At 70.9% G+C, this 20,552-nt stretch carries 16 protein-coding genes and 1 pseudogene; 11 read left to right on the top strand and 6 right to left on the bottom strand.

The window, feature by feature from the left end:
* Nucleotides 1–60: 60 nt before the first annotated feature.
* On the top strand, nucleotides 61–1,479 hold the full coding sequence (locus AQJ67_RS30430; protein ID WP_062722782.1) for an RsmB/NOP family class I SAM-dependent RNA methyltransferase: 1,419 nt from the start codon (nucleotides 61–63) through the stop codon (nucleotides 1,477–1,479).
* Nucleotides 1,480–1,746: 267 nt separating this feature from the next.
* Here the strand turns inward: AQJ67_RS30430 and AQJ67_RS30425 are convergent, their stop codons facing one another.
* Entirely contained in the window at nucleotides 1,747–3,921 is a 2,175-nt protein-coding gene (locus AQJ67_RS30425; protein WP_062722781.1) for an MMPL family transporter, read from the bottom strand.
* 134 nt (nucleotides 3,922–4,055) lie between these two features.
* Between AQJ67_RS30425 and rpe the strand changes: the two genes are divergently transcribed.
* From rpe to AQJ67_RS30390, 7 genes are all read left to right on the top strand, one after another.
* Nucleotides 4,056–4,742, top strand: a complete 687-nt coding sequence (gene rpe / locus AQJ67_RS30420) for a ribulose-phosphate 3-epimerase (RefSeq protein ID WP_062722551.1) — start codon at nucleotides 4,056–4,058, stop codon at nucleotides 4,740–4,742.
* Between the two features lie 78 nt (nucleotides 4,743–4,820).
* Entirely contained in the window at nucleotides 4,821–5,864 is a 1,044-nt protein-coding gene (locus tag AQJ67_RS30415; protein WP_048581054.1) for a sugar-binding transcriptional regulator, read from the top strand.
* A gap of 78 nt (nucleotides 5,865–5,942) precedes the next feature.
* Nucleotides 5,943–6,254: a barstar family protein gene (locus AQJ67_RS30410; RefSeq protein ID WP_062722550.1), complete on the top strand. Its 312-nt coding sequence runs from the start codon at nucleotides 5,943–5,945 to the stop codon at nucleotides 6,252–6,254.
* Between the two features lie 132 nt (nucleotides 6,255–6,386).
* Nucleotides 6,387–7,829 carry a GuaB1 family IMP dehydrogenase-related protein gene (locus AQJ67_RS30405; protein WP_062722780.1) on the top strand — a complete coding sequence of 481 codons (1,443 nt, stop codon included), beginning with the start codon at nucleotides 6,387–6,389 and terminating at the stop codon, nucleotides 7,827–7,829.
* Between the two features lie 294 nt (nucleotides 7,830–8,123).
* Nucleotides 8,124–9,608, top strand: coding sequence for an amino acid permease (locus tag AQJ67_RS30400; protein ID WP_062722549.1), 1,485 nt, complete (start codon nucleotides 8,124–8,126; stop codon nucleotides 9,606–9,608).
* Between the two features lie 10 nt (nucleotides 9,609–9,618).
* Nucleotides 9,619–10,071 (top strand): Lrp/AsnC family transcriptional regulator, encoded by a 453-nt coding sequence (locus AQJ67_RS30395; protein ID WP_062722548.1) that lies wholly within the window; start codon nucleotides 9,619–9,621, stop codon nucleotides 10,069–10,071.
* 266 nt (nucleotides 10,072–10,337) lie between these two features.
* Complete coding sequence (locus AQJ67_RS30390; protein ID WP_062722547.1) at nucleotides 10,338–11,534, top strand: MFS transporter; 1,197 nt, start codon at nucleotides 10,338–10,340, stop codon at nucleotides 11,532–11,534.
* On the opposite strand, the pseudogene AQJ67_RS49645 reads toward AQJ67_RS30390, so the two are convergent.
* A pseudogene (locus tag AQJ67_RS49645) lies at nucleotides 11,506–11,910 on the bottom strand (Repetin); the annotation flags it as partial. The gene AQJ67_RS30390 and the pseudogene AQJ67_RS49645 overlap by 29 nt on opposite strands.
* 312 nt (nucleotides 11,911–12,222) lie before the next feature.
* On the opposite strand from AQJ67_RS49645, the gene AQJ67_RS30385 reads away from it, so the two are divergent.
* Nucleotides 12,223–13,011 (top strand): carbon-nitrogen hydrolase family protein, encoded by a 789-nt coding sequence (locus AQJ67_RS30385; RefSeq protein ID WP_062722546.1) that lies wholly within the window; start codon nucleotides 12,223–12,225, stop codon nucleotides 13,009–13,011.
* A gap of 60 nt (nucleotides 13,012–13,071) precedes the next feature.
* Nucleotides 13,072–14,769: a flavin monoamine oxidase family protein gene (locus AQJ67_RS30380; protein WP_062722545.1), complete on the top strand. Its 1,698-nt coding sequence runs from the start codon at nucleotides 13,072–13,074 to the stop codon at nucleotides 14,767–14,769.
* Between the two features lie 16 nt (nucleotides 14,770–14,785).
* On the opposite strand, the gene AQJ67_RS30375 is transcribed toward AQJ67_RS30380, so the two are convergent.
* Together AQJ67_RS30375 and AQJ67_RS30370 are read right to left on the bottom strand one after the other, a co-directional pair.
* Nucleotides 14,786–15,715, bottom strand: coding sequence for an LLM class F420-dependent oxidoreductase (locus tag AQJ67_RS30375; RefSeq protein ID WP_062722544.1), 930 nt, complete (start codon nucleotides 15,713–15,715; stop codon nucleotides 14,786–14,788).
* Nucleotides 15,716–15,803: 88 nt separating this feature from the next.
* Nucleotides 15,804–16,490, bottom strand: a complete 687-nt coding sequence (locus tag AQJ67_RS30370; RefSeq protein WP_062722543.1) for a DUF5995 family protein — start codon at nucleotides 16,488–16,490, stop codon at nucleotides 15,804–15,806.
* A gap of 174 nt (nucleotides 16,491–16,664) precedes the next feature.
* Here AQJ67_RS30370 and AQJ67_RS30365 point away from each other — a divergent pair, with 174 nt between their 5' ends.
* A complete protein-coding gene (locus AQJ67_RS30365) occupies nucleotides 16,665–17,807 on the top strand; it encodes a glycoside hydrolase family 6 protein (RefSeq protein WP_062722542.1) in 1,143 nt (380 codons plus the stop codon).
* Here the strand turns inward: AQJ67_RS30365 and AQJ67_RS30360 are convergent.
* A complete protein-coding gene (locus AQJ67_RS30360; RefSeq protein WP_062722541.1) occupies nucleotides 17,789–19,198 on the bottom strand; it encodes a uracil-xanthine permease family protein in 1,410 nt (469 codons plus the stop codon). The genes AQJ67_RS30365 and AQJ67_RS30360 overlap by 19 nt on opposite strands.
* Nucleotides 19,199–19,308: 110 nt before the next feature.
* Nucleotides 19,309–20,520 carry an MFS transporter gene (locus tag AQJ67_RS30355; protein WP_062722540.1) on the bottom strand — a complete coding sequence of 404 codons (1,212 nt, stop codon included), beginning with the start codon at nucleotides 20,518–20,520 and terminating at the stop codon, nucleotides 19,309–19,311.
* Nucleotides 20,521–20,552 lie beyond the last annotated feature (32 nt).

The raw sequence follows: 20,552 nt of genomic DNA, 5'->3' as shown, positions 1-20,552 counted from the left end.
GTCGTGGTGCGACGTAGGCTGGTCGTACATCTCTTCCCGCACATCCGGAGCACCTTTTTCGTGAGCGACACCTCCCGTCGGCCCCGCAGACCCGGCAAGCCCTATCGACGGCCCCAGAAGGACCCCGTCCGCGTCCTCGCCTTCGAGGCGTTGCGCGCGGTGGACGAGCGGGACGCGTACGCCAACCTCGTGCTGCCGCCGTTGCTGCGGAAGGCGCGGGAGAAGGGCGACTTCGACGGGCGGGACGCCGCGCTCGCCACCGAGTTGGTGTACGGGACGCTGCGGTGGCAGGGGACGTACGACGCCGTCATCGCCGCCTGTGTGGACCGGCCTCTGCGCGAGGTCGACCCGCCGGTGCTCGATGTGCTCAGCCTGGGTGTGCACCAGTTGCTCGGGACGCGGATCCCGCCGCATGCCGCCGTGTCCGCGTCCGTGGAACTCGCGCGGGTGGTTCTGGGCGACGGGCGGGCCAAGTTCGTGAACGCCGTGCTGCGGAAGGTCGCGCAGGACGATCTCGACGGGTGGATCCAGCGGGTCGCTCCGCCGTACGACGACGATCCCGAGGACCATCTCGCCCTCGTGCACTCGCATCCGCGGTGGGTTGTCTCGGCGCTCTGGGACTCGCTCGGTGGTGGGCGGGCCGGGATCGAGCGGTTGCTGGCCGCCGACAACGAGCGGCCCGAGGTGACGCTCGTCGCGCGGCCGGGGCGGGCCACGACCGAGGAGCTGCTCGGTGAGGAGGCCGCGGTGCCGGGGCGGTGGTCGCCGTATGCCGTGCGGCTCGCCGAGGGCGGGGAGCCCGGGGCCGTGGAGGCTGTACGGGAAGGGCGTGCGGGGGTGCAGGACGAGGGGAGTCAGCTCGTCGCTCTCGCGCTGGCCAACGCGCCGTTGGAGGGGCCTGACGAGAAGTGGCTCGACGGGTGTGCCGGGCCCGGGGGGAAGGCGGCGCTGCTCGGGGCGCTGGCTGCGGAGCGGGGGGCCGTGTTGCTGGCCTCCGAGAAGCAGCCGCATCGGGCGGGGCTGGTGGCGAAGGCTCTGGCGGGTAACCCTGGGCCGTATCAGGTGATCACCGCTGATGGGACTCGGCCGGCCTGGCGGGCGGGGAGTTTTGACCGGGTGCTGGTGGATGTGCCGTGTACGGGGCTGGGGGCGTTGCGGCGGCGGCCGGAGGCTCGGTGGCGGCGGCGGCCGGAGGATCTTGAGGGGTTTGCGCCGTTGCAGCGGGAGTTGTTGCGGGCGGCGCTTGATTCTGTGCGGGTGGGTGGGGTGGTGGGGTATGCGACGTGTTCGCCTCATCTTGCCGAGACCCGGGCGGTGGTGGAGGACGTGTTGAAGCAGCGGGGTGGGGCTGAGCTGATCGATGCGCGAGGGTTGTTGGTGGGGGTGCCGGAGTTGGGGGAGGGGCCTGATGTGCAGTTGTGGCCGCATGTGCATGGGACTGATGCGATGTATTTGGCGCTGATTCGGCGGGTGGGCTGAGCTGGCGGTTTTCGCCCCCGCCGCCCCTACCCGTCCCATCCCTTGAAGGGGCTCCGCCCCTTCGACCCCGCTGTCGGCCCTTCGGGCCTCGTCCTCAAACGCCGGACGGGCTGGAGGTGGGGCTCGTCCTCAGACGCCGGATGGGCTGGAGGGGCGGCTCGCCCTCAAACGCGGACGGGCTGGAGGTGGGCCTCGTCCTCAAACGCCGGACGGGCTTGAGGTGCGGCTCGTCCTCAGACGCGGACGGGCTGGAGGTGGGGCTCGTCCTCAGACGCCGGACGGGTTGGGAGTGGGCGCTTGCTCCTCGCTCCGGGCCAGGGGATGGGGCCACCACACCTTCGGGCCCACGTCCAGGAACAGGGATGTCACCAGGATCGAGCGGACGATGAAGGTGTCCAGGAGGACGCCCAGGGCCACCGCGAAGCCGATTTCGGCGAAGGCGACCATGGGGAGGGTGCCGAGGGCGGCGAAGGTGCCGGCGAGGACCAGGCCGGCGGAGGTGATGACCGCGCCTGTGGCGGCGAGGCCGGTGACGACGCCGGGGCGGGTGCCCTGGTGGGCTGCTTCCTCGCGGATGCGGGTGGTGAGGAAGATGTTGTAGTCGATGCCCAGGGCCACCAGGAAGACGAAGACGAAGAGGGGGAAGTCGGTCGACTCGCCCGCGTAGTCGAAGAGGTGGCGGAAGGCCAGGGCGCTGATGCCGAGGGCGGCCGTGAAGGAAAGGATCACCGTGCCGATCAGGAGCAGGGGGGCGATCAGGGCGCGGAGCAGGGCGGTGAGGATCAGCAGGACCACCACGAGGACCAACGGGATGATCAGTATGTTGTCGTGGGTCGTCGCCTCGTCCATGTCGAGCAGGGCCGCCGTGCCGCCGCCGACCTGCGCATCCGCGTCCGGTACCGCGTGGACGGCGTCCCGGACCCGTTCGACGGTCTGTTTCGCGGCCTCGCTGTCGGCGGGGGCGGTCATCGTCGCCTCGAAGAGCACCTTGCCTTCGTAGGAAGGTTTTGTGCCTGGTGGGAGGCCCAGTGAGGTGGGGACGACGCCGTCTGTTCCGGCTACGGCCCGGCCCACCTGGACGGCTTGGGACTGGTTGCTGATGATGACCAAGGGGTCACCGCTGCCGGCCGGGAAGTACCGTTCGGAGATCTCCTGGCCGGTGATGGAGTCGGGTTTGTCGGTGAAGGCGTCGGCGTTGCCGAGTCCCTCGGCGCGGAGCTGGATCAGGCCGAGGGAGCAGACGGCCAGGGCTATCGCGGTGACCGTCCAGACCATGCGGGGGCGGTGCGAGATACGGCGGCCCATGCGGGCCCAGACGCCTCGCCTGTCCGGGTTCTCCGTGCCCAGGTGGGGGATGACCGGCCAGAAGATCCAGCGGCCGAAGATGACCAGGAGGGCGGGGAACAGGGTCATCATCGCGATCAGGGCGACCGCGACTCCGATCGCCGCCACCGGGCCGAGGCCCCTCGTCGAGTTCATCTCCGCCGCCAGCAGCACCAGCATGCTCAGGACGACGGTCGCGCCGGAGGCGATCACCGCCGGGCCCGCGCGGTGCAGGGCCAGGGCCATCGCCTCGTGGCGGTCCTCGTGACGGCGCAGTTCCTCTCGGTAGCGGGCCACCAGCAGAAGGGCGTAGTCCGTGCCGGCGCCGAAGACCAGGACCGTGAGGATGCCGGCGCTCTGGCCGTTCACCGTCAGGCCGGCGTGTTCCGCCAGGAGGTAGATGAAGGCCTGCGCGGTGAACAGGGCGACGATCACGGCGACGAGGGGCACCAGGAGCAGGGTCGGGCTGCGGTAGGTGATCAGGAGCATGACGATGACGACCGCCATCGCCGAGAGGAGGAGCGTGGAGTCGATGCCCTCGAAGGCTTCGGAGAAGTCGGCGGACGTGCCGCCGGGGCCCGTGATGTGCACGGCGAGTCCGGCGCCGCCCGTGCCGACGACGTCCCTGATGGAGTCGACGGCAGGCGCGATGCGCTCCCAGCCCTTCTCGTCCATCGTGATCGGGACCTGGACCTGGGCCGCCTGCGGGTCCACCTCACGGTCGAAGACCGGGCCCCGGGTCTCGGCGCCGCGGATGCCGTGGTCGGTGAGCTGCTTGAGCTGGGCGACGTCCTCGGTGACGGCCGCCCGGTCCTGGGCCGTCAGGCCGCCGTCGCGGGCGTAGACGACGACCGCGGGGATCTGCTCCGGCCTGAAGTTCTCGGAGATCTCCAGGACTTGGGTGGATTCCGCGGAGCCGGGCAGCCAGGACGCCGCGTCGTTGTCCTGTGCGTCGGTCAGCTTCTGTGCGAAGGGTGCCGTCAGGAACAGCACCGCAAGCCACAGGACCAGCACCACCCACTTGGCGCGTCGTCCGCAGACCAGGTGCGCGATGCCTCGCTGTCCCGACCGTGTCGGCCGTGGCCGCTGCGGCCACCGCTCGTCCTGGATCTCCGTCATGGCCACCCCCGCAGCCGTCCAACGGTCCCGCCGGGCGCCCAGCATGGCACGGGCGAACCGGACACAACATCCGATGAACGTCTCAGGTCTGTACCGGCGCGAACATTCGTGCCCGGACATGGCAGTCTTGGGTCATGGCCGTGCAGATCAACCCCAGCATCCTGTCCGCCGACTTCGCTCGCCTCGCGGACGAGGCGAAGGCGGTCGAAGGAGCCGACTACCTCCACGTCGACGTCATGGACAACCATTTCGTCCCGAACCTCACGCTCGGCGTGCCGGTCGTAGAGTCCCTGGCCCGTGCGACGGACACTCCGCTGGACTGCCATCTGATGATCGAGGCCCCCGATCGCTGGGCGCCCCAGTACGTGGAAGCGGGGGCCTCCTCCGTCACCTTCCATGTCGAGGCCGCCGCGGCACCGGTGCGGCTGGCCCGGGAGATCCGGGCCAAGGGCGCCCGCGCCTCCATGGCGCTCAGGCCCGCGACACCCGTCGAGCCGTACGAGGATCTGCTCCCCGAACTCGACATGCTGCTGATCATGACGGTCGAGCCGGGCTTCGGTGGTCAGGCGTTTCTCGACATCATGCTTCCGAAGATTCGCCGCACCCGCGAGTTGATCAGCAAGCACGGCCTTCAGCTGTGGCTCCAGGTGGACGGCGGAGTCTCCGCCTCGACCATCGAGCGATGTGCCGAGGCGGGTGCCGATGTGTTCGTCGCCGGTTCGGCGGTGTACGGGGCCGAGGACCCGGCCGAAGCGGTCCGTGGGCTGCGTGCTCAGGCGGAGGCGGTCACGAAGACCGCCGCCTGGGCATGCGACCACTGAGCCAAGGGAACGTGAACGGCGCCCATCAGGGCGGATCAAGAGCGCCGGATCTGCAAGGATGAACGGCGAATCCAGAGTGTGAACAGCAGTGAGGAGATCGCCGTGTCGGGTATGTCGGCGGGCCGGTCAGCCATGCGGATGGGACCCGCTGAGCTGGTGCAGGCGGCGGCCATGGCCCGCCGCTTCTACCTTGAGGGCAAGTCCAAGATCCAGATCGCGGAGGAGTTCGGCGTCAGCCGCTTCAAGGTGGCCCGGGTCCTGGAGACCGCTCTCGAACGGGATCTGGTGCGCATCGAGATCCGTGTGCCGGCCGAGCTGGACGCGGAGCGCTCGGACGCGCTGCGCGCCCGCTACGGCCTCAGGCACGCCGTCGTGGTCGAGTCCCCGGCCGAGGCCGAGGAGACGCCCGACCCCGAGAACCTGGGAGAAGTGGCCGCCGACCTGCTCGGCGAGCTGGTGAACGAGGGGGATGTGCTGGGCCTGGCCTGGGGCCGCTCCACCATCCACATGGCGGCCGCCCTCGACCGGCTGCCGCCCTGCACGGTCGTGCAGTTGACGGGCGTGTACGACGCCGGGACCGCCGAGCGCGGTTCGGTGGAGGCCGTACGGCGGGCCGCTCAGGTCTCCGGCGGCGACGCCCACCCGATCTACGCGCCGATGCTGCTGCCGGACGCGGCCACCGCGGCGGCGCTGCGCCACCAGACCGGAATCGCCCGGGCCTTCGAGTACTTCGACAAGGTCACGGTCGCCTGTGTCTCCATCGGCTCCTGGGAGCCCGGCATCTCGACGGTGCACGACATGCTCAGCGACGAGGAGCGGGCCCACTACGCCTCGCTCGGCGTCGCCGCCGAGATGTCCGCGCACCTCTTCGACACCGAGGGACGCCGGGTCGGACGGGACCTCGGAGAGCGGTGCATCACGGTCAAGGCGGACCAGCTCCGCCGTATCCCGGAGGTCGTCGCCATCGCCGGCGGTGCGCGCAAGGCCGCCGCGATCGACGCGGTGCTGCGCTCCGGGCTCGTCACCAGCCTGGTGACGGACACGTCGGCGGCCGACGTGCTGATGACGGCGGGGCCGACCCCGAGGTCGACGCTCAACAGGGCCGACCCGGACGGACAGTGACGGTATGTCAGCAGGGGGGTGGCCCGGTGGCCGCCCCCTTCGTTCATCTACGAGCACTACGGACTTGGCGGTACTGAGATGACGGACCTCGCGGTCACACTGGACCTCGACGGGGTGACGGACAAGGCGTCCCTGATGGACCGCTGTGCCCTGACCCTGGAGCTCCCCGACTGGTTCGGCCGCAACTGGGACGCCCTCGCCGACAGCCTCTCCGACCCCTCCGTGTGGCCCAAGGACGCCGCGGACGGGCTGCTCGTCGTCGTACGGAACTGGCAGCCGTACGCGAAGGCGCGGCCCGAGGAGTGGGAGATCGCCCAGGAGGTGTTCTCCGCGGCCGTGGACCGGGCGCCGTCGCTCAGTGTCATGCTCGCTCTCGGAGGATCCTCCTAACGCCCCTCTGACCTGCTCGTATGAAGCGACCGTGCAGCGCGATCCGGTCAGCATGGGACAATGAAGTACGTGCTCTTCTCCCCTGGCTGACCTGTCCGGGGGCCACCTCTGATCGACTGGGATGTGCAGCACGTGCGTTTCCTCAATGACATCCAGCCCGCGTACGACCTGACGTACGACGACGTCTTCATGGTCCCGAGCCGCAGCGCTGTCGGCTCGCGGCAGGGCGTGGACCTCAGCTCCCCGGACGGCACGGGCACCACGATCCCGCTGGTCGTCGCCAACATGACCGCCATCGCCGGCCGCCGGATGGCCGAGACGATGGCCCGGCGCGGTGGCCTGGTCGTCATCCCGCAGGACATCCCGATCGACGTCGTCACGGACGTCGTCTCCTGGGTGAAGAGCCGCCACCACGTCCTGGACACCCCGATCGTGCTGGCCCCGCACCAGACCGTCGCCGACGCGCTGGCCCTGCTGCCCAAGCGCGCGCACAACGCCGGTGTGGTCGTCGACGACGACTTCAAGCCGATCGGCGTGGTCACCGACACCGACCTGTCCGGCGTGGACCGCTTCACGCAGCTCGAAGTGGTCATGTCCCGTGACCTGCTGCTCCTCGACGCCGGCCTCGACCCGCGCGAGGCCTTCAACACCCTCGACCACCACAACCGGCGCTACGCCCCCGCCGTCGACGCAGACGGCCGCCTCGCCGGCATCCTCACCCGCAAGGGCGCCCTGCGCGCCACGCTGTACACCCCGGCCGTCGACGCCGACGGCAAGCTGCGTATCGCCGCCGCTGTCGGCATCAACGGCGATGTGGCGGGCAAGGCCAAGCAGCTGCTCGACGCGGGCGTCGACACGCTCGTCATCGACACGGCGCACGGCCACCAGGAGTCGATGATCGCCGCGATCCGGACCGTGCGGGCGCTCGACCCGCGGGTGCCGATCGTCGCGGGCAACATCGTCGCCGCCGAGGGTGTGCGGGATCTGATCGAGGCGGGCGCCGACATCATCAAGGTCGGTGTCGGTCCGGGCGCCATGTGCACGACCCGCATGATGACCGGCGTCGGCCGGCCGCAGTTCTCCGCCGTGCTGGAGTGCGCGGCCGAGGCGAAGAAGTACGGCAAGCACGTGTGGGCCGACGGCGGTGTCCGGCACCCGCGCGACGTCGCCATGGCGCTCGCCGCCGGTGCGTCCAACGTGATGGTCGGCTCCTGGTTCGCCGGCACGTACGAGTCGCCGGGCGACCTCCAGCAGGACGCCAACGGGCGGCTCTACAAGGAGTCGTTCGGCATGGCGTCCGCGCGGGCCGTGGCCAACCGTACGTCGGACGAGTCGGCGTACGACCGTGCCCGCAAGGCGCTGTTCGAGGAGGGCATCTCCACCTCCCGTATGTTCCTCGACCCGGACCGGCCGGGAGTGGAGGACCTGATCGACTCGATCATCGCGGGCGTGCGGTCGTCGTGCACGTATGCCGGTGCCGGGTCCCTGGAGGAGTTCGCCGAGAAGGCGGTCGTCGGGATCCAGAGCGCGGCCGGTTACGCCGAGGGCAAGCCGCTGCACGCCAGCTGGAGCTGACGCTCGGTCAACGCCGGTTCGCCCAAGGGGGCGGGTACGGCTGCATGCGACCAGCCCCTACCGAGCCGCACCCTGCAACGGTCGAAAGTCCCCACGCAACGAACACCCACCGAGCTCTCAGGAACGCAATGATCTTGCGAGTACACGCAAGGTTGCTGCATTTCATCCGCAACGCCACTCCTCATAGGCTGTCGCCTCGTACGTGGCGTGGCAGGGACCCCGCTCGGTGGGTCCCAGCTGCATGGGCGCCGCCGGTCCCTGCCGCCCTGACCGGCAGCGATAAGGAGCCAGCGCGTGCTCGACCAAGGCGCACCACCGCAGAACCCAAGCCAGACCGCCGCCCCCGCGTCCCCGGGCGTCGGCGCGCGCCTGCTACGTCGCAAGCCCGTGGAACACCTGGTCGCGGAGGGCGGCCAGGGCGAGGGAGGGTCCCTGCGGCGCTCCCTCGGCATGTGGCAGCTGACCATGATCAGCATCGGCGCCACCCTCGGCACCGGCATCTTCGTCGTCCTCGGCGACGCCGTTCCGGAGGCCGGCCCGGCCGTCACGCTGGCCTTCGTGATCGCCGGTCTCACGGCGCTCTTCTCGGCCCTGTCCTACGCCGAGCTGGCCGGCAGCATCCCGGTCGCCGGGTCCTCGTACTCGTATGCGTACGCAACGATGGGCGAGCTCGTCGCCTGGGTCTGCGGCTGGTGTCTGGTGCTGGAGTACGGCGTCTCGGTGGCCGCCGTCGCCGTCGGCTGGGGCGAGTACCTCAACGAGCTGCTCGACGGGACCATAGGCGTCACCATCCCGTCCGTGCTGTCCTCCGCGCCCGGCGAGGGCGGGATCATCAACCTGCCCGCGCTGATCGTCGTCCTGCTGGCGATGGTGTTCCTGCTCGGCGGCGTCCGTGAGTCCGCGCGCGCCAACACGATCATGGTGGCCGTCAAGATCGCCGCGCTGGTGCTGTTCTGCGCGGTCGGGTTCATGGGCTTCAAGTCCGGCAACTACTCCGACTTCATGCCGCTCGGCATGGCGGGCGTGAGCGCCGCGGGCGCCACGCTCTTCTTCTCGTACATCGGCTTCGACGCCGCCTCCACCGCCGGTGAGGAGGCCAAGGACCCCAAGAAGGACCTGCCGCGGGCGATCATGCTGTCGCTGATCATCGTGACCGCGCTGTACGTCCTCGTCGCCGGCGTCGCCGTCGGCGCCTGGAACTGGACCAAGTTCGAGGGCTCCGAGGCCTCCCTCGCCGCGATCATGACCGACGTCAGCGGCCAGAGCTTCTGGGGCACGCTGCTCGCCCTCGGCGCCGTGATCTCCATCGCCAGCGTCGTACTGACCGTGCTCTACGGCCAGACCCGCGTGCTGTTCGCGATGTCCCGGGACGGCCTGGTGCCGAAGGCGCTCGGCAAGGTCCACCGGAAGACCGGTGCGCCGCGGCTCAACACGATCATCGTGTCCGTGTTCTGCGGTGCGCTCGCCGCCCTGATCCCGCTGGGCAAGCTCGTCGACGCCACCAGCATCGGCACGCTGTTCGCCTTCGCGCTGGTCAACATCGCGGTGATCGTCCTGCGTTACCGGCGACCGGAGCTCGAGCGCACGTTCAGGGTGCCGTTCGGGCCGGTACTGCCGGTGCTGGGCTTCCTGTTCTGCGCGTACAACATGTTCAGCCTCGACACCGTGACCTGGGTGGTCTTCGGGTGCTGGATGGCCGCCGGACTCGTGTTCTACTTCCTGTACGGCTATCGCCGTTCCCGTCTTGCCACGCAAGCAACCACGCCAGAAGCGAAGTGAACCACCCGCAGTGCTGAACGATCTCGACGAACGCATCGTGCACGCCCTCGCCGAGGACGCCCGCCGCTCCTACGCGGACATCGGGCAACTCGTCGGCCTGTCCGCGCCCGCCGTGAAGCGGCGCGTGGACCGGCTGCGCGCCACCGGGGCCATCACCGGGTTCACCGTACGGGTGGACCCGTCGGCCCTCGGCTGGGAGACCGAGGGGTTCGTCGAGATCTACTGCCGCCACAACACCTCGCCGGACACGATCCGGCGGGGTCTTGAGCGGTATCAGGAGGTCGTGGCCGCGTCCACCGTGACCGGGGACGCGGACGCGGTCGTGCAGGTCTTCGCGTCGGACATGCGGCACTTCGAGCGGGTCCTGGAGCGGATCGCGGGGGAGCCCTTCGTGGAGCGGACCAAGTCGGTGCTGGTGCTGTCGCCCTTGTTGCGGCGGTTCTCTTCCGGGTCCCCTGCGTAGCGCTCCGCGGGTCGGGCGGGGTGGGGGGTGCCTCGTCATGTCGTGGGCCGTCTGCTGATTCGTTGTGGCTGGTCGCGCCCACGCGGCGGAGCCGCAAATCGATACCGCCCCGCGTCCCTGGGGGCGGCAGGTGCCGGGACTATCCCGCCAGGGGCGCCTACCATCGATGCCATGACCTGGCGACATTGATCCACCAGCCGTGCCTCCCGAGGGCCGCCTCGGGCGCCGTATCACCGGCGTCCGAACTGTCCCTGCGGGAAGGCCTCATGACACTCCCACCTGCACGCGTGCCCGCCACCGGCGTCCGCCGCCTCACGGCCACGCTGTACGGCTACTCGTTCCTCGACGACTTCGTCCTGCTCTACCCGGTGTACGCGCTGCTGTTCGCCGACACCGGTATGTCGCTGTGGCAGATCTCCTCCCTGTTCGCGCTGTGGTCGATCACCGGCGTGCTGCTGGAGGTTCCCTCGGGGGCCTGGGCGGACACCGTGTCGCGGCGTCGGCTGCTGTGGATCGGTCCGCTGCTCACCGCCGTCGGCTTCGGGCTGTGGGTCGCCACCCCTGCGTACTGGGCCTTCGCGGTGGGCTTCGTGCTGTGGGGCGCCGGCGGAGCGCTCGGCTCGGGTGCGCTGGAGGCGCTCGTGTACGACGAGCTGGACCGGCTGGGCGCCGCCGACCGGTACGCCCGGGTGATGGGCCGGGGCCGGGCCGCGCGACTGGTGGGCACGATGGTCTCCGCCGGTCTCGCCGGGCCGGCCTTCGCGCTCGGCGGCTACCCCGTCGTCGGCGCGGCCAGCGTCCTCGCGTGTCTGCTGACCGCCGCCACGGCGACCCGGTTCCCGGAGCACCGGGAGCGGCCGGAGAAGGGGGAGGACAGCTGGGCGACGACCTTGCGGGCCGGGCTCGCCGAGGTCCGCGAGGACCGTTCCGTGCGGGGTGCGCTGCTGCTGGTCCCCGCCGTCGCCGCCGTGTGGGGCGCGCTCGACGAGTACACCCCGCTGCTGGTCCGGGACATCGGCGTGGCCGAGGCCACCGTCCCCTACCTGATCCTGCTGATCTGGGCCGCGGTCACCGCCGGAAGCCTCCTGACCGGGCCGGCCGAACGCCTCGGCACGACCGGGTTCGCGGTACTGCTCGCGGCCGCCGCCCTCGCCCTGGCCGTGGGAGCCGCCGCGGGCTCGGTGGCCGGCATCGCCCTCGTGGGCCTCGCCTTCGGCGGGTTCCAGGTGGCGGAGGTGCTCGCCGACGTCCGCCTCCAGCACCGCATCGACGAGTCCCGCCGGGCCACCCTCACCTCCGTCGCGAGCCTCGGCACCGAACTGGCCACGGTCGCCACCTTCGGCCTGTACGCGCTGCTCGGCACGGGCGCGGCACACGGCACGGTGTTCGCCGTACTCGCGATTCCCTACCTGGTGACAGCACTGGCCCTGGCTGGAGCTCGGGTTGCCACGGCACGACCGTGAAGTCGCCGGTGCCCTTCTGGACCTTCTCGAAGGGGGCGGAGCTCACGCACCTGGGCGGCTCCTGGCCCGCCTTGCCGCCGGTGATCAGACAGTCGACCCTGGCCTTCGCCCAAGCGCCCCGGTCGTTCAGGTAGTGGCTGAACTCGAAGGCGCCGGTGGCCTTCATCGGGTCGGCCTTGTCCGCCGCGGCGAGGTGCGCGTCGAACGTGAACGTGATGTCGTCTCCGGCCGTCCGGTACAGCTTGGCGGTGCCGGTGAGCGCGGCGGCCTCGGGCTGCGGCGGTTCGTTCGCCGCGGTGGCGGCGGGACCGACCGTTCCGGCGGTGAGCATCAGCGGCGCACGGCACAGTACGACGGTCTTGGCACGGCGGTTCATTGGGGTCCTTTCCGCAGGTCAACCGGACAGCCATCACTCTTCCGGCGGCGCGCTCCCGCCACATCGCACCGAGGGCGGGACCCCGCCTTTGCCGCACGGTGGGGACGCAGGCAGAGCCCTCCTCTCGGAGGAGGACGGGACCCCCGTCCGAGGGCGCGCAACGAATCGCCGCCGACGCGCGTACCCACGCAACAAACCGCTCACGGACGCGCAACGGCTCCTCCTTGTCCGCCCTGCTCAGCCGCCCGTACCGTCTACGTGGCCCCTACACGGCCCTCCCGTCCCCCCCCTTCCGCCCGGTGAGGAACACGCATGCGTACCGCCCTGCTCCAGAGCTCCGGCCGCCCCGGCTCGACCGTCGAGAACCTCAAGGTCCTCGACGAGGCCGTGGGGCGCGCCGCCGCCGCGGGGGCGGGGCTGCTGGTCGCTCCGGAGATGTTCCTGACCGGGTACGCGATAGGTGACGACATCGCACGGCTCGCCGAGCCGGCCGACGGCGACTGCGCGGACGCCGTCGCCGAGAGCGCGACACGGCACGGTCTGGCCATCGCCTACGGCTACCCGGAGCGGGCGGGCGGGACGGTCTACAACTCCGCGCAGCTGATCTCCGCCGACGGCACCCGGCTCGCCAACTACCGCAAGACCCACCTCTTCGGCTGCTTCGAGCGCGACCACTTCACGCCGGGCGACCAGCAGGTCGTCCAGGCCGAGCTCGACGGCGTCCGCGTCGGCATCCTGATCTGCTACGACGTCGAGTTCCCGGAGAACGTCCGCGCCCACGCCCTCGCCGGCACCGACCTGCTGATCGTGCCGACCGCGCAGATGCACCCGTTCCAGTTCGTCGCCGAGTCGATGATCCCGGTGCGCGCCTTCGAGAACCAGATGTACGTCGCGTACGTCAACCGGGTCGGCCGGGAAGGGGAGTTCGAGTTCGTCGGCCTCTCCACCCTCGCCGGCCCCGACGGGGTCGCCCGTGCCCGGGCCGGCCGCGCCGAGGAACTCGTCCTCGCCGACGTCGACCCCGTCCTCCTCGGCGCATGCCGTGAGGAGAACCCGTATCTGCAGGACCGCCGCCCCGGTCTCTACGGGTCCCTGATCTGAGCCTCGCCCCCCTCCGCCCCTCCCCCCGCAGTCCCTGTTTGTGCAAGGAGTCCGCACCCCATGACGTCCACGGTGCCCAACGCCGTCCAGCACGCCGACGAGCAGCAGCCGCCGATCACCATGTTCGGCCCGGACTTCCCGTACGCCTACGACGACTTCCTCGCCCACCCGGCGGGGCTCGGCCAGATACCGGCGACCGAGCACGGCACCGAGGTCGCGGTCATCGGCGGCGGCCTCTCCGGGATCGTGGCGGCGTACGAGCTGATGAAGATGGGTCTCAAGCCCGTCGTGTACGAGGCCGACCGGATCGGCGGCCGGCTGCGGACCGTCGGCTTCGAGGGCTGTGACCCGGCCCTCACCGCCGAGATGGGCGCGATGCGCTTCCCGCCGTCCTCCACGGCGCTCCAGCACTACATCGACCTGGTCGGCCTGGAGACCCAGCCCTTCCCCAACCCCCTTGCCGAGGCGACGCCTTCGACCGTCGTCGACCTGAAGGGCGAGTCGCACTACGCCGAGACCATCGACGACCTCCCGCAGGTCTACCGGGACGTCGCCGAGGCCTGGAACAAGTGCCTCGAAGAGGGCGCGGACTTCTCCGACATGAACCGGGCCATGCGCGAGCGGGACGTGCCGCGCATCCGCGAGATCTGGGCGAAGCTCGTCGAGAAGCTCGACAACCAGACCTTCTACGGCTTCCTCTGCGACTCCGAGGCCTTCAAGTCCTTCCGGCACCGCGAGATCTTCGGCCAGGTCGGCTTCGGCACCGGCGGCTGGGACACCGACTTCCCCAACTCCATCCTGGAGATCCTGCGGGTCGTCTACACCGAGGCCGACGACCACCACCGCGGCATCGTCGGCGGCTCCCAGCAGCTGCCGCTGCGCCTGTGGGAGCGCGAGCCGGAGAAGATCGTCCACTGGTCCTACGGCACCTCGCTCGCGAAGCTCCACGAGAACGGCGAGCCCCGCCCGGCCGTGACCCGGCTGCACCGCACCGCCGGCAACCGGATCACCGTGACCGACGCGAACGGCGACATCCGTACCTACCAGGCGGCCGTCTTCACCGCCCAGTCCTGGATGCTGCTGTCGAAGATCGCCTGCGACGACTCGCTCTTCCCGATCGACCACTGGACGGCGATCGAGCGGACCCACTACATGGAGAGCTCGAAGCTGTTCGTGCCGGTGGACAGGCCCTTCTGGCTCGACAAGGACGAGGAGACCGGCCGGGACGTCATGTCGATGACGCTCACCGACCGAATGACGCGCGGCACTTACCTGCTCGACGACGGCCCGGACAAGCCCGCCGTCATCTGCCTCTCCTACACCTGGTGCGACGACAGCCTGAAGTGGCTGCCGCTGTCCGCGAGTGAGCGGATGGAGGTCATGCTGAAGTCGCTCGGCGAGATCTACCCGAAGGTCGACATCAGAAAGCACGTCATCGGCAACCCGGTGACCGTGTCGTGGGAGAACGAGCCGTACTTCATGGGCGCGTTCAAGGCCAACCTCCCCGGCCACTACCGCTACCAGCGGCGCCTGTTCACGCATTTCATGCAGGACCGGCTGGACGAGGACAAGCGGGGCATCTTCCTCGCCGGCGACGACATCTCCTGGACGGCCGGCTGGGCCGAGGGCGCCGTCCAGACCGCGCTGAACGCGGTCTGGGGCGTCATGCACCACTTCGGCGGGGCGACCGACGCGACCAACCCGGGGCCGGGCGACGTCTACGACGAGATCGCGCCGGTCGAGCTGCCCGAGGACTGAGGCCGCGAGAAGAGGCTCAGATCCCGGCCGCCCGCGCCTTCTCGTACACCTCCGCCGCGACGTCCTTGAGCTCCTGGGCGTCGCGCACGGAGCTCTGGAGGTCGACGAAGATCTCGTCCAGGCCCACCTCGGCGTACGCCACCAGGTCCTCGACGATCTGGTCGACGCTGCCGTGGAAGGGCGTGCGGTCGGAGCCCTCGTACCCCTTGGCGGTGTAGCGCGCGTTGGTGCGCACCACCGTCTGCAACGGCGCCGTGCGACCCCGCTCGGCGGCCAGGTCCCGCACCTCCTGCCACTGCTTGGCCAGCGACTCGGCGTTCATGGCGACGGGCATCCAGCCGTCGGCGTGGTCCACCAGCCGGCGCCGTGTCTTGGGGGTGGCGGCGGCGAGCAGGATCGGGATGGGCCGAGCGGGCTTGGGGCCGACCACGGCGGGGGCGATCCGCGTGGTCCGGCCGTCGTAGGACACCGGGTCCGGGCCCCACACCGCGCGGCAGACCTCGAGCACCTCGTCGAGGACCTGGCCGCGCTCCTCGAAGGGGCGTACCCCGGCCGCCGCGTACTCGTCGTGCGACCAGCCGGTGCCGAGGCCCGCGACGACCCGGCCGCCGCTGGCCGCGTCCAGGGTGGCGAGCGTCTTGGCGAGCTGGAAGGGCACGTGCAGCGGGGCCACCAGCACACTGGTGCCGAGCCGGGCCCGCTCGGTGGCCGCGGCCGCCAGCGTGAGCGTGACCAGCGGGTCGGCGACCCCGCGGTAGGCGTCCGGCCAGGGCAGGCCCTCGATGCCGTACAGGCCCTGGGTGGCCGGCTCGGGGAACAGGGCCCGCTCGTACACCCACAGGCTCTCGTAGCCGACCGCCTCCGCGGCGCGTGCCACGTCCGGGACGTCCCTGCCGAGGTCGTACTGCCTGTTCTGGGGGAGTGCCAGTCCGAGCCGAGTCGCCATGCCTGTGCTCCTTCGCAAGAGGTCCACTCCTGTCGAACGTACAACGTTCATCTACCAGTTGAGGGGACCCGTCACAGGAGTGGCCGGATCACTCCGGCAGCGGCGTGAGCATCATGCGTCCGGCGAACCCCACGGCCGCGTCCAGCCGCTCGGTGAACTCCTCGGCGACATCCGGCAGTCGGCGCAGTGCCCACAGAGCCCGCGCCGCCGACCAGGTCGCGTCCCGGGCCCGCTCCAGGCTCCAGGAACCGAGCAGATGGGTGAGCGGGTCGGCGATCTGGAGCAGGTCGGGACCCGGCATCAGCTCTTCGCGGACGCGCTCCTCCAGCGAGACGAGGAGATCACCCACCCGGTCGAACTCGTCCTCCAGATCGGCCGGTTCGCAGTCGAGGCTACGACAGGCGTCCACCACGGCGAGCGCCAGATCGTGGCCGATGTGCGCGTTGATGCCCGCGAGCGCGAACTGCAACGGACGTACGCCGGGATGCCGGCGCATCTGGAACAGGGGCCGCCAGCAGGCGGGCGGACGCCGCTCGTCCTCGGCCCGCTCCACCGCCGTGAGATACCGCTCCGCGAACCGCACGTCCAGCGTGATCGCCGCTCGCGCGTCCGTGAACCGGCCTTCGTCGATGTGCCGGTCGACGGCCTCCGTGACGGTGAGGTAGACGCGGTTGAAGACGGCCACTCCGTCGCGTTCGGGCAGGGTCGCGTGGAGGGCGCGCATACGGGAGATGACGGCGTCCACGGGTGTGGTGAATTGTTCGCATTGCGCCATGGGGGCAGAGTCCCAGCTTTAGGCTGGCGCAAGTGTCGGCGGGCCCGGCGCTTCCCCAGAACGGGGGAACGCGCCCGCTGTCGGGGGAGGGGGAGCAGGACGGTGCCAGGCTTACGTGCCCAGCGACTGGCCGCACGCAGGTCCGAGCGCAGGAGGGCGGCCCGGCGCCAGGCCATGGTCGTGGCGGCCTCCGTCGTGGTCGCCGTCGGCACCGCGACCGGCATGATCTCCGCGCTCGACGACAGAGGGCGCTCGGACGAGGCCAGGCCGCCCGAGGTGACGCGCTCGCCGAGCCTGGACTCCCTGCCGCTCGTGCCCTCGCCGTCCCCGTCGGCCACGAAGTCCCCGTCTCCCACGCCGACTTCACCGCCCCCGAAGGAGAAGAAGGCCGCCCCCGCGAGCCCCACGCCCACCCCGACCAGGACCGACAGGAGCCGACAGCCGACCGTGGTCTCCGCCCGCCTCTACCGCCACCCCGACTCCCAGGTCCTGGAGTGGGTCCGCGGCAATACCGGCGACCCGCGCCACGCGGTCATCGCCTCCAGGATCGCCGCCCAGCCGGCCGCCGTGTGGTTCGCCGACTTCACACCGGACACCATCACCGACCGGGTCCGCGCGGTCACTTCGGCAGGTTCGGCGCTGGGGCGGGTGCCGGTGGTGGTGCCGTACGCGATACCGGACCGTGACTGCGGCGGGCACTCCCAGGGCGGGGCGCCCGGCCTCGACGCCTACGACGCCTGGATCGACAGGTTCGCCGCCGGACTCGGCTCCTCCGACGTCATCGTGATCCTGGAGCCCGACTCGGTCGCCCAGTCCGAGTGCCTGACCGCCGCCGAACGCGCAGACCGCTTGGCCTCGTTGGCCCGCGCCGGCCGCGCCTTCAAGACGGCGAACCCCAGGGCCCGCGTCTACTACGACGCCGGGCACTCCGGCTGGCACGCGCCCGGCAAGCAGGCGGAGTGGCTGCGCCAGGCCGGCGCCGCCTCGACCGCGTCCTCCGACGGCGTCTTCAGCAACGTCTCCAACTTCCACGCCACGACCGCCGAGATCGCCTACGACCGACAGGTCCTCGACGCCCTCGGCGGCCCCGCCTCGCTCGGCGCCGTCATCGACACCAGCCGCAACGGCGCCGGCGCCCCGGCCGACGGGGAGTGGTGCGACCCCGCCGGGCGCAAGCTGGGCCGGGCACCGACGCTCAGTACCGGCGAGGCGCGGATCGACGGCTATCTGTGGGTGAAGCTGCCGGGAGAGTCGGACGGGTGCAAGGGGAGTCCGGGGACCTTCACGGCGTCGTACGCCTACGACTTGGCGCGCTGAGTCCCGTCGCCGGTGCCGCTCTCCTCGTCGTAGGAGGACGTGCCCTCGTCGAGCAGCGGGTGCTGCGTCTTGAGGTGGGCCGGGGCGAAGGCCCGCAGCGCGTGGTAGCCGGTGATGACGACGAGGGTGCCCAGCGCGATGCCGCTGAGCTGGAAGGTGTCGGTGAACTCCATGGTGACGTTGCCGACGCCGATGATGATGCCGGCCGCCGCCGGGACGAGGTTGAGCGGATTGCGCAGGTCAACCTTGGCGTTGAGCCAGATCTGCGCGCCGAGCAGGCCGATCATGCCGTACAGGATGACGGTGATGCCGCCGAGGACGCCGCCCGGGATGGCGGCCACGACGGCCCCGAACTTGGGGCAGACGCCGAAGAGCAGGGCGAAGCCGGCGGCGGCCCAGTAGGCGGCGGTCGAGTAGACGCGGGTCGCGGCCATCACGCCGATGTTCTCGGAGTACGTGGTGTTGGGCGGGCCGCCCACCGCCGTGGAGAGCATCGAGGCGACGCCGTCCGCGGAGATCGCCGTGCCCAGCTTGTCGTCCAGGTTGTCGCCGGTCATCTCGCCGACCGCCTTGACATGCCCGGCGTTCTCGGCGACCAGGGCGATCACGACGGGCAGGGCCACGAGGATCGCCGACCACTGGAAGGACGGGCCGTGCAGATCGGGCAGCCCGATCCAGTCGGCCTTCGCGACCCCGGAGAGGTCGAGCCGCCAGTGGTCGGTGAGCTTGCCGCTCGCGTCGACCGAGTGGATCTTCCCGAAGACACGGTCGAAGACCCAGGAGATGCCGTAGCCGAAGACCAGGCCCAGGAAGATCGCGACACGGGACCAGAACCCGCGCAGACAGACCACAGCGAGCCCGGTGAACAGCATCACCAGCAGTGCCGTCCACTGGTCCTGCGGCCAGTACGTCGAGGCCGTCACCGGGGCGAGGTTGAAGCCGATCAGCATCACCACGGCGCCGGTGACGATGGGCGGCATCGTGGCGTGGATGATCCGCGCGCCGAACTTCCGCACGGCGAGACCGACCAGGAACAGCACGGCGCCGACGACGAGGACCGCGCCGGTGACGGTCGCGCTCGTACCGCCGTCGGCCCGGATGACGGCGGCGACCCCGACGAAGGAGAGGGAGCAGCCGAGATAGCTGGGCACCCGGCCGCGCGTGGCGAGCAGGAAGACGAGCGTCGCGACGCCGGACATCATGATCGCCAGGTTGGGGTCCAGCCCCATCAGGACCGGCGCCACGAAGGACGCGCCGAACATGGCCACCACATGCTGGGCGCCGAGCCCGACCGTGCGGGGCCACGACAGCCGTTCGTCGGGGCGGACCACCGCTCCGGGCGCCGGCGTGCGTCCGTCGCCGTGCAGTTTCCAGCGGACGCCGAGATCCATGGTGCGGTTTCGCTTTCGTCGTGCGGGTGGGTGACCGGACCATTGTCAGGTACGTGGAGAACCGCACCGACCAGGGCTGATCGCACCTGCTGAACGACCGCGTGAGGGCCTCAGGGCCGCGGGTCGGGAACCGCCGCTTCCGGCCGGCTGACCTTCGGGCGGTCGCGGTCGCCGGCGCGCAGGACGCGTGCGAACACCACCAGGCCGAAGGACAGCACGGTCACCAGGCAGAAGGACACCATCAGACTGGTGGCCTGGGCGATTCCGCCGATCGCGCTCGGGGCGATCAGACCCGAGGTGTACGTGATCGTCGCGACGCCCGCGATGGCCAGCGACGGATTGCTGCTGCTGCGGCCCGCGGCCGCGAAACAGAGCGGCACGACCACCGCGATGCCCAGACCCAGCAGCGCGAACCCGGCCATCGCCACGGCCGGCTGGTCCGACAGCACGATCAGCAGGCCGCCGAGCGTCGCGAGGACCCCGCTGAACCGGACGGTGCGCACGGCGCCGTAGCGGTCCACGATCCTGTCCCCGGCGAGCCGGGCGAGCGCCATGGTGAGGGTGAAGCCGGTCGTGCACGCGGCGGCGAGTCCGGCCGAGGTCTCCAACTGCTCCCGCAGATAGACCGCCGACCAGTCCAGGCTCGCGCCCTCCGCGAAGACCGCGCAGAACCCGACCGCGCCGATGAGCAGCGCCGACCTGGGCGGCAGCGCGAACCGGGGCGGCGGCTCCTCGTCCTCGGCGGGCTGGAGGTCGAGCACCCACTGGCAGGCCACGACGCCGAGGACGGTGAGGGTCACCGCGGCCAGCGCGTGGTGCAGCCGGGCGTCCGAGCCCAGGTGGGCCGCGAGTGTGCCGGCCGCCGAGCCGATCAGGGCGCCCGCGCTCCACATGCCGTGCAGTCCGGACATGATCGACCGGCCGAGCCGGTTCTCGACCTCGACGCCCAGCGCGTTCATCGCCACGTCCGCCATTCCCGCGCTGGCGCCGTAGGTGAACAGCGCCAGGCACAGGGTCGGCAGGTTGGGGGCGAGGGAGGGCAGGACCAGTGTGAGGGTCCACAGGGCGATCAGTCCGCGCAGGGCGTTGCGGGCGCCGAAGCGGTGGCTGACGCTGCCCGCCAGCGGCATCGCGAGGGAGGCGCCGAGCGCGGGGAAGGCGAGCGCGAGACCGAGCTGGCCCGCGCTGACCCCGGCATGGTCCTGGATCCAGGGCACCCGTGTCGCGAACGAGCCGGTGACGGCGCCGTGCACGGCGAAGACCGCCGCCACGGCGTACCGGGAGCGCTTCACCTCGCGCAGGTCGTAGACCACCTCACCCATTGTCCGGCCCCTCCTGGTCCTCGCTCCATGCG

The sequence above is a fragment of the Streptomyces caeruleatus genome, from assembly GCF_001514235.1.
Classification (GTDB): Bacteria; Actinomycetota; Actinomycetes; order Streptomycetales; family Streptomycetaceae; genus Streptomyces; species Streptomyces caeruleatus.
The sequence above is the reverse complement of the archived record's forward strand: the minus strand, read 5'-3'. Positions and strand labels throughout refer to the sequence as shown.

Coding starts and splice junctions, on each gene's coding strand:
- AQJ67_RS30425 (WP_062722781.1), bottom strand. CDS start 3,921: ATGACGGAGATCCAGGACGAGCGGTGGCCGCAGCGGCCACGGCCGACA.
- rpe (WP_062722551.1), top strand. CDS start 4,056: ATGGCCGTGCAGATCAACCCCAGCATCCTGTCCGCCGACTTCGCTCGC.
- AQJ67_RS30410 (WP_062722550.1), top strand. CDS start 5,943: ATGACGGACCTCGCGGTCACACTGGACCTCGACGGGGTGACGGACAAG.
- AQJ67_RS30390 (WP_062722547.1), top strand. CDS start 10,338: ATGACACTCCCACCTGCACGCGTGCCCGCCACCGGCGTCCGCCGCCTC.
- AQJ67_RS30385 (WP_062722546.1), top strand. CDS start 12,223: ATGCGTACCGCCCTGCTCCAGAGCTCCGGCCGCCCCGGCTCGACCGTC.
- AQJ67_RS30380 (WP_062722545.1), top strand. CDS start 13,072: ATGACGTCCACGGTGCCCAACGCCGTCCAGCACGCCGACGAGCAGCAG.
- AQJ67_RS30375 (WP_062722544.1), bottom strand. CDS start 15,715: ATGGCGACTCGGCTCGGACTGGCACTCCCCCAGAACAGGCAGTACGAC.
- AQJ67_RS30370 (WP_062722543.1), bottom strand. CDS start 16,490: ATGGCGCAATGCGAACAATTCACCACACCCGTGGACGCCGTCATCTCC.
- AQJ67_RS30365 (WP_062722542.1), top strand. CDS start 16,665: ATGGTCGTGGCGGCCTCCGTCGTGGTCGCCGTCGGCACCGCGACCGGC.
- AQJ67_RS30360 (WP_062722541.1), bottom strand. CDS start 19,198: ATGGATCTCGGCGTCCGCTGGAAACTGCACGGCGACGGACGCACGCCG.
- AQJ67_RS30355 (WP_062722540.1), bottom strand. CDS start 20,520: ATGGGTGAGGTGGTCTACGACCTGCGCGAGGTGAAGCGCTCCCGGTAC.